At 66.2% G+C, this 7688-nt stretch carries 10 protein-coding genes; 7 read left to right on the forward strand and 3 right to left on the reverse strand.

Annotated features, from left to right (window positions below):
* The first annotated feature begins 33 nt into the window (after nt 1-33).
* The 4 genes from OHB26_RS15175 (at nt 34) to OHB26_RS15190 (ending at nt 1638) form a co-directional block, all read left to right on the forward strand.
* Nucleotides 34-630: a helix-turn-helix domain-containing protein gene (locus OHB26_RS15175; protein WP_330184806.1), complete on the forward strand. Its 597-nt coding sequence runs from the start codon at nt 34-36 to the stop codon at nt 628-630.
* 59 nt (nt 631-689) lie between these two features.
* Nucleotides 690-956: a type II toxin-antitoxin system Phd/YefM family antitoxin gene (locus OHB26_RS15180; RefSeq protein ID WP_330184807.1), complete on the forward strand. Its 267-nt coding sequence runs from the start codon at nt 690-692 to the stop codon at nt 954-956.
* The gene (locus tag OHB26_RS15185) at nt 953-1342 is read left to right on the forward strand and encodes a type II toxin-antitoxin system VapC family toxin (protein ID WP_330184808.1); all 390 of its coding nucleotides are present in this window, start codon (nt 953-955) and stop codon (nt 1340-1342) included. The genes OHB26_RS15180 and OHB26_RS15185 overlap by 4 nt, the downstream gene beginning before the upstream one ends.
* 74 nt (nt 1343-1416) lie before the next feature.
* Nucleotides 1417-1638: a DUF559 domain-containing protein gene (locus tag OHB26_RS15190; protein WP_442943015.1), complete on the forward strand. Its 222-nt coding sequence runs from the start codon at nt 1417-1419 to the stop codon at nt 1636-1638.
* Nucleotides 1639-1751: 113 nt separating this feature from the next.
* On the opposite strand, the gene OHB26_RS15195 is transcribed toward OHB26_RS15190, so the two are convergent.
* The 3 genes from OHB26_RS15195 to OHB26_RS15205 are packed head-to-tail and all read right to left on the reverse strand — an operon-like array spanning nt 1752 to nt 4670.
* Complete coding sequence (locus tag OHB26_RS15195; RefSeq protein WP_330184809.1) at nt 1752-2789, reverse strand: TIGR03617 family F420-dependent LLM class oxidoreductase; 1038 nt, start codon at nt 2787-2789, stop codon at nt 1752-1754.
* Nucleotides 2790-2849: 60 nt separating this feature from the next.
* Nucleotides 2850-3584: an ABC transporter ATP-binding protein gene (locus OHB26_RS15200; RefSeq protein ID WP_330184810.1), complete on the reverse strand. Its 735-nt coding sequence runs from the start codon at nt 3582-3584 to the stop codon at nt 2850-2852.
* Between the two features lie 27 nt (nt 3585-3611).
* Nucleotides 3612-4670 (reverse strand): ABC transporter permease, encoded by a 1059-nt coding sequence (locus OHB26_RS15205; RefSeq protein ID WP_330184811.1) that lies wholly within the window; start codon nt 4668-4670, stop codon nt 3612-3614.
* A 92-nt stretch (nt 4671-4762) separates the two neighbouring features.
* Between OHB26_RS15205 and OHB26_RS15210 the strand changes: the two genes are divergently transcribed.
* From OHB26_RS15210 to cobM, 3 genes are read left to right on the forward strand one after another with little or no spacing between them, the layout of a single operon-like run.
* The gene (locus OHB26_RS15210; RefSeq protein WP_442942948.1) at nt 4763-5956 is read left to right on the forward strand and encodes a sensor histidine kinase; all 1194 of its coding nucleotides are present in this window, start codon (nt 4763-4765) and stop codon (nt 5954-5956) included.
* A gap of 17 nt (nt 5957-5973) precedes the next feature.
* Nucleotides 5974-6612, forward strand: coding sequence for a response regulator transcription factor (locus tag OHB26_RS15215; protein ID WP_330184812.1), 639 nt, complete (start codon nt 5974-5976; stop codon nt 6610-6612).
* A 28-nt stretch (nt 6613-6640) separates the two neighbouring features.
* A complete protein-coding gene (gene cobM, locus OHB26_RS15220; RefSeq protein ID WP_330184813.1) occupies nt 6641-7399 on the forward strand; it encodes a precorrin-4 C(11)-methyltransferase in 759 nt (252 codons plus the stop codon).
* Nucleotides 7400-7688 lie beyond the last annotated feature (289 nt).

Below are 7688 nucleotides of genomic sequence, written 5' to 3' on the forward strand. Positions count from 1 at the left end.
CGCCGTAATCGGGGATCAGGCACACTGGCCTGTGTGAACGAGACAGCGGCAGCCCCCGGCGAACCGAATGAGTCGAGCCTGGCCGAACTGGTCGGCAGCGTGGTTCGCGAACTGCGTGAGAAGTCCGGGCTGTCGATGCGCGAACTCGCCAAACGCGCCGGCATCTCCCAGCCCTTCCTGAGCCAGATCGAACGCGGCGTCAGCGCCCCCTCCATGCTGACCACCTACCGCCTGGCCGCCGCCCTCGCCGTCACCCCCGGCGACCTGCTCCCCAGCCCCGCCACCGATCAGGTCACCGTCGTCCGAGCCGACGAAGGCGTCCGCCTCCCCGTCGGCGACCGCCCCGACGCCGCCATCGGCCGAGCCATCCACATGCGCCCCAACAGTCCGCTCGAAGTGATCGAATACCTCGTGGAGCCCGGGCAATTCATTGGCGGCTGGTTCGAATCCACCGGTGTCACAGGCGTTTACATAGTCTCCGGCCACCTGGACGTAGAACTCGTCGGCATCGGCAAAATCCGCCTGGGCCCCCGAGACTTCGTGGACTTCCCCTCCATCATGCGCGACCGCTGGCACCTGGTAGACAACCAACCCGCCCACGTCCTCCTGGTCATCGCCCAGCCCAGGTAGTCCCCAGCTGGGATTTCAATACCCGTAGCACGCTGTAGCAAAAGGGCTACACTGGCTCTATGACTCAGCCTCAGCGGGTCTCGGTGCGTGAGCTGCGGAACCATGTAAGTGAGGTACTCCGTCGCGTCGAAGCGGGCGAGACTCTCGAAGTCACCGTGAATGAGCGGCCTGTCGCGCTTCTTGTGCCGCGGCACGAGCGGCCGTCGACGGTGTCTACCCGATCCTTTTTCGCGGAGTTGCCTTTGGCGGATCCCGGCCTCCGCGATGAGCTGTCGGCGGAGTTGATCGAGACCACGGAAGACAGTAGGGATCCGTGGCAGGGATGAGCGTTGGGCTGCTGGATACATCTGTATTCATCGCGCGAGAAGCCAATCGCCGAATTGATCTCGGCTTGCTGCCTGAGGAGTCGGCTGTCAGTGTCGTGACCATCGCCGAGCTGCGGTGGGGCGTGCTAATGGCCGGAGATGACGAGGCGCGCGCCAGTCGGCTCGAAACCTTCACTGCTGCACAGCGTCTCCAGCCTATTCCGATTGACGAACGGGTGGCGGCGGCGTGGGCGCTGCTGCGACAACGACTGAAGAGTGCCGGCAAGAAGATGGAGATCAACGACTCGTGGATCGCAGCGACCGCGATCGCTCACGGCTGGCCGGTTGTCACACAGGATCTTGGATTTCCGTCCGAGATCCCGGAGTTGACAGTCATACGCGTTTGATTCGATCGAATTCCCCCTTCCTGCAACGTAACTCGTGGTTCGTGACGAGTCCGTCTACTCGATCGCGCCTCGATATGGGCTGGCGTGCCTGGCAGGTCGGTGTCGAGTACGACGGTGCGCAACACTGGACCGATTCGGCTCAGCGTGCGAAGGACATCGATCGTCTCGCCATTCTGGAATCTCTTGGGTGGCATGTTGTTCGAGTCAGTGCTTCGCTTCCGTATCGGCGTCCCGATATCGTTCTCGGGCGAGTTCGAAGTGTTCTCGGTAGCCGAGGCGTGCGGTTCGACGCGTGATCAGGGGTTGGGGGAGCGAAAGTTGGGTACGGCAGGCGAAGCGACCAGCACTACCGGTTTCGGCTTGTCCGAATGGAGCCCCGCTGGAACGTGATCCGAACCGCGTGTCCCGGCTACGAAGGCCCCGGGTAGATACCCCTTACCGTGCTGAGCATCGCCCGGAACTCCGGATCGGCGTCCGGGTCAACTGGCAGATCGAGCGAGATGCCGTCACAAACTCCGGAGTACCAGGACCGCAATACCGCCGGTAGCTCGGCGTAGGTGCCCTGCGGGACAAGTGCATCCAGTACTTCGTTGTTCAGCAGAGCGGGCAGCTTCCCCCAGTCCTTGGCCTGTGCCGCCGCGCTCAGATCGTCCGCGATCTTCGCGAAACCGAGCCGGTCGAGGGTGCCGCGATAAGCGGGCGTCGAGTAGAGGAATGCCATTTCTGCGCGGCGTGCCTCGCGGTCTTGTGCGACGGCGGTAGCGTCCGGTCCGGTAATCACCTTGGGCACCACTATGATTCGCGGTCTGCCAGCTGTACGTCCGGCGCTGTCGGCTCCCGCGCGCAGGGCCGGTAGCACCTGCTCGGTCAGTGAAACCGGATGGGAGCCGGTCGGGTGGGCGACGAAGCCGTCGGCGACGGCTCCCGCGAGGGTGCACATTCGTGGGCCGACGCCGCCCATCCAGATTTCGGGGGCGGGTACGTCCAGTGGGCCGGGGTTGAAATATGGCTGTAGGCGGGTGAATTCGTAGTGGGTGCCGTGGTAGTCCAAGGGGGCGCCGCACTGGAAGGCGGCGAAGATGGCGCGCAGGGCTCCCGCGTAGTCGCCCAGTTGGGCGACGGGGTCGGTCCATGGGGTGGAGTAGCGGCCGACTATGTTGCCGCGGACCTGGGAGGCGATGCCGAGTTGGAAGCGGCCGCCGGAGAAGTTGGCGAGATCCCATGCGGCGTAGGCGGTCACCATCGGGCTGCGGGGGAAGGCGACCACCATGCTGGTGCGGATGGTCAGGGTGGTGCTGTGCTCGGCCGCGAGGGCGCAGCTGGCGAAGGGGTCGCGCAGGGTTTCGGAGATGTGGACGGTGTCGAAGCCGAGGGCTTCTATGCGTCGGATTCGTGTGTCTACCTCCGACAGGGGAGTGTCGGCGGGTAGCGAGGTCACGAGTTCCATGACGGGCCCTTCGGGATCGGCTCGGCCACGGGCTCGGCGAGCGGCGGCCGACCGATCCTGTCAGACCGCGTGGGCCGCGCGGTTTTCGGACTCCAAGGTCAGGGTGCCGTCGACCATGCGGTAAACGGTGTCCATCTGATGCAGGTGCGCCAGGTCGTGGGTGACGAGCAGGGTGGCGGCCTGGTGTTCGCGGGCGATGCGCACGATGAGTTCGATAATGGCCGCGCCGCGTTCCTGATCCAAAGCGCTGGTGGGTTCGTCGATCACCAGTAGCGATGGATCGTTCATGAGGGCGCGGGCGATATTCACCCGCTGCCGCTGACCGCCGGAGAGCTGACCCGGACGCTTGTTCTCATGCTCGGCCAATCCCACCGCGTCGAGCAGTTCGCGGGCGTGTGCGCGGGCCGCGCGGCGTCGGGCGGGGGAGACGAACCAGGTCTGCCCCAGGTGGACCATGGCCTCGAGCTGCTCCAACGCGGTCAGCGCGGGCACCAGATTGGCCTGCTGGAAGACGATCCCGATGGATTCGCGGCGCAGCGTGGTGGCTTCACGGCGGCCGAGATTCGCGAGATCGACTGTACCGCTGTCGGTTTCGAGTTCGATCCGGCCGGAATCGGGGCGGATCATGGTGGAGGCCGCGGCCAGCAGCGTGGACTTGCCCGAACCGGAAGGACCGGTGATCGCCGCGATCTCGCCACCCCGCACCGACAGGTCGATGTGGTTCAGTGCGGTGATCCGCTCGTTGCCGTCCGGAAAAGTGAGCATGAGATCGGTGATTGTGAGTGCGTTGGTCATCGCGGAACTCCTGGGAGACAAGCTGATTCAGCGCACCTGGTTGAGGGCGTTGAGCGGATCGGTGGTGACGAGGAAGCGCAGGGCGAAGGCCGCACCGAGCAGACCGAGCAGGATCAGGGCGGCGGCGGGGAAGAGCGTGGTGCTCACGCTGAGTACGAAAGGCACCGCATCGCCCATGAACGTGCCCGCCAGCGCGGTGAGCCCGACGCCGATGCCGACACCGGCGACCAGTACCACCAGGGCTTGGCCGAGCGCGTCGCGGACCAGCGAACCGGTAGTTGCCCCAAGGGCTTTCAGTGTCGCGATATCCGGCGCCCGCTGCACGGTCCACACCGTGAAGAACGCGCCGATCACCAGTGCCGAGATCGCGAAGAGCATGGCGGTCATGAGCGTCAGTGACCCGTTCTCGGCCTTGTACGAGCTCATGGCCGACAGCGAATCCTTCGAAGAGGTCGTGGTGGTGTGTGCGGCCGAGTTGGTCGCGGACTGATCGCTGACGCCCGAGACCGCGATAATGGTGGCGGCTCCGGATCGCGGATTGAGCGTCTGCCAATCCGAGAGCGTCATCCACACCACCGGTGTGTGCGCGTACCAGTCGTCCGCGGTCACACTCTTGACGGTGAAGTTCCCACTGCCCAGCGCGACGGTGTCACCCGCTCCGGCCTCGAGGTTCTTGGCGGCGGCCTCGGAGAGCACCACCTGACCGTTCTCGGTTGCCGTGCGATTGCCGAACGGGGTTCCCTCGACCCCGAACAGTGCGACCTGGGTGGGGGCGGCCCCATCGTGGGTGGCTCGGGCCCGGCTGATGCCGATCGGGTCGACGGTGCCGGTGGAACCGCCGGCCTGCTGCCAGGCCCGCACCTGCTCCGCACTCAGGGTCGAGGAGTCGAACGATGCGGACGACCCGGTGTCGGCGAACACCACGGTGCTGGTTCGCAGGGATTGGATGGCGGAGATGTTCTGGTGCGCCAGCCCGGCGGTCAGGCCGCTCAGGAAGCTGACGAGCAGTGCGACCATCGTCACCACCAGGGCGATGAGCAGGAAGCGGCCGCGGGCGGCCCGCAGATCTCGGAGTGCTACGAACATGACTCCACTCTGGTGTGAAACACCGGTGATTCCATCGCGCCGCCGAACGAATCCGGCCCCTGCCGATGGAGGTGCGGCGTTTCCTACTTTCGATGGATGCCGCACGGGTTGCCCGGCATAAGCTGGTCGGCGTGCATCGATCGCCGCTGACCCCCGTCCTGTCCGCCGTGCAGCTCGGCCTGCACGTGCTGGTGGTGGCGTTGACGGCGGTGGTCGCGGCGCGAGCGATCATCGCCGATTCCCATCCCTATGTCGTGGTGGTGCTGTCCGGGGCCTTCCTCGGGGTGTACTTCGCCGGTGGCCTGTTCCGCCGCCGATTGCTGGCCGCGCGGGTGTGGCTGCTCGCGCTGACGGTGCTGTGGCTGGTGCTGGTGGCCTTCGTCCCCGAGGCCGTCTACCTCGTCTTCGGATTGTTCTTCCTGTATCTGCATCTGCTGCCGCGTAATTGGGGTCTGATCGCGGTCACCGTCACCACGGCGGTCTCGGTGGTCGGCTTCGCACTGCATCGCGGCTGGACCTTCGGCGGCATTATCGGTCCGCTGCTGGGCGCGCTGGTGGCGGTGGGCATCGGCCTGGGCTACGAGGCGCTCTTCCGCGAGGCCGCCGATCGGCAGCAGTTGATCGACGAATTGCTCGCCACCAGAAACACTCTCGCGGAGCAGGAGCGCACCGCGGGCAAGATGGCCGAGCGTGAGCGCCTGGCGCAGGAGATCCACGATACGGTCGCCCAGGGCCTGAGCAGCATTCAACTCCTGCTGCACGCCGTGGAGCGCGCGGCCCCGGATCACCCGGCGCTGGCCAAGATTCGCCTCGCCCGCGAGACCGCCGCCGACAGTCTGGTCGAAACCCGCCATCTCATAGCCGAACTCACGCCCGCCGCGCTCGAGGGTCAATCGCTCGCGGGCGCGCTCACCCGAATCACCCAGCGCGCCACCGCGCCCGGACTCGACGCCCAGGTGCTGGTGGAGGGTGAACCGCACGCCCTGCCCATGCCGATCGAGGCCGCCCTGGTGCGCATCACCCAGGGCGCGGTCTCGAATGTGGTGCGGCACGCGCAGGCTCAGCGTATGCGCGTCACCCTGACCTACGCCGGGGACGCCGTCCACCTGGATGTGGTCGACGACGGCATCGGTATCGCGCCCGAGGTGCTGGCCGAATCCCCTTCGGGCAGTTTCGGTCTCAATGCCATGCGCAATCGAGTCGAGCAGCAGGGCGGCACCATGAGTGTGGAGTCCGAGCCCGGGCATACCGCCGTCACCGTCTCGTTCCCCGTGGAGCAGCAGTGACATCCGCTGGAGGAGAAATGATCCGCATCCTGCTCGCCGACGATCACGCCATCGTTCGCGCGGGCCTGCGCGCCCTACTGGATTCCGGTGTGGTGGAGAGTGATTCGGGCGGCGATATCGAGGTGGTCGGCGAGGTCGCCACCGCCGAGGAGGCCGTGGCGTTCTGCTCCACCACCCGGGTGGATCTGGTGCTGATGGATCTGCGCTTCGGTCCGGGCAAGTCCGGTGCCGATGCCACCGCCGCGCTGCGCGAACTGCCCGATCCGCCGAATGTGCTGGTGGTCACCAACTATGACACCGACGCCGATATCCTCGGCGCGATCGAGGCGGGCGCGGTCGGCTACATCTTGAAGGACACCCCGCCCTCGGAGCTGCTCGCCGCGGTCCGCTCGGCCGCCGAGGGCGAGAGCGTGCTGTCCCCGTCGGTGGCCTCGCGCCTGATGACCCGCGTCCGTAAACCGGACACCACGCTGAGTCCCCGTGAGATCGAGGTGCTGCGCCTGGTCGCCGACGGGCACTCCAATCGAGAGATCGGCCGCCGCCTGTTCCTGAGCGAGACCACCGTCAAATCCCATCTGGTGCACATCTACGCCAAGCTCGGGGTGAAGTCCCGTACCTCCGCGGTGGCCCGCGCCCGCGAGCGCGGCGCTATCTGATCGATTCGCCTGTGCCAGACTCGGCCGCATGACTGTGCACTTCATCGGGGCCGGACCCGGGGCGGCGGACCTGTTGACCGTGCGCGCGGTGGGTCTGCTGCGCGAGTCACCGGTCTGCCTCTACGCCGGGACGTATCTGGACCCCGAGGTGCTGGCGCACTGCGCGCCCGACGCCGAACTCATCGACACCCAGGGCCTGGATCTGGATCAGATCATCGAGCACTGCGTGCGGGCCACGAACCAGGGCCGGGACGTAGCGCGCCTGTGTTCGGGTGATCCGTCCATATACTCGGCCCTGTCCGAGCAGACCCGCAGGCTCGACGCCGCCGGTGTCCCGTGGGATGTCACCCCCGGTGTGCCCGCCTACGCCGCCGCGGCCGCCCTGCTGGGCACCGAGCTGACGGTCCCCGAGCTCACCCAGTCCGTGGTGTTGACGCGCACACAGGCGCGCTCGACCGCCATACCCGAATCCGAGGCCCTGGCCAACTTCGCGCGCACCCGCGCGACCCTCATATTGCATCTGGCTATCACTCGCATCCGAACCCTCGCGCAGGAGCTCGTCCCGGAGTATGGCGCGGAGTGTCCGGTTGCCGTTGTCTACCGGGCCAGTCAGCCCGAACAACAGGTCCTGCGAGGCACCCTCGCCGATATCGCGGACCGGGTGGAGGCCGCGAACCTGCGTCAGGCGGCGGTGATTCTGGTCGGCCGGGCACTGGCGAAATCGGTGGATTGCGCCCAGTCGCACCTGTACGACCCTGCCCGGGACAGGACGCATATCACTGGCTGAGACCGCGAAATGCGGTGATAGCGCAGAGCTATGGTGCTTCTTCGTAATGGGTTGCCAGCTGCCGGTAGATTGGTTCGGGTGCTCAACAGCTTTGTACCAATAGCGGTCGGTAGACCTTTGGACGTTCGTACGCCCATGTAACAACTTCGGTCGACTGGGTAGATAGCCCAGAGGATCTCAAAAATACGTGAAGTGAGCCCCGAGCATCGGACGCCACCCATGGCTGGTGTGGCGTCCTGTTCGGGTTTTCGGTGGGGAGCGCTGTGGTGTTCCAGAAGCGAGGTTTGGG

This window comes from Nocardia sp. NBC_01503 (genome assembly GCF_036327755.1).
Lineage (GTDB): Bacteria > Actinomycetota > Actinomycetes > Mycobacteriales > Mycobacteriaceae > Nocardia.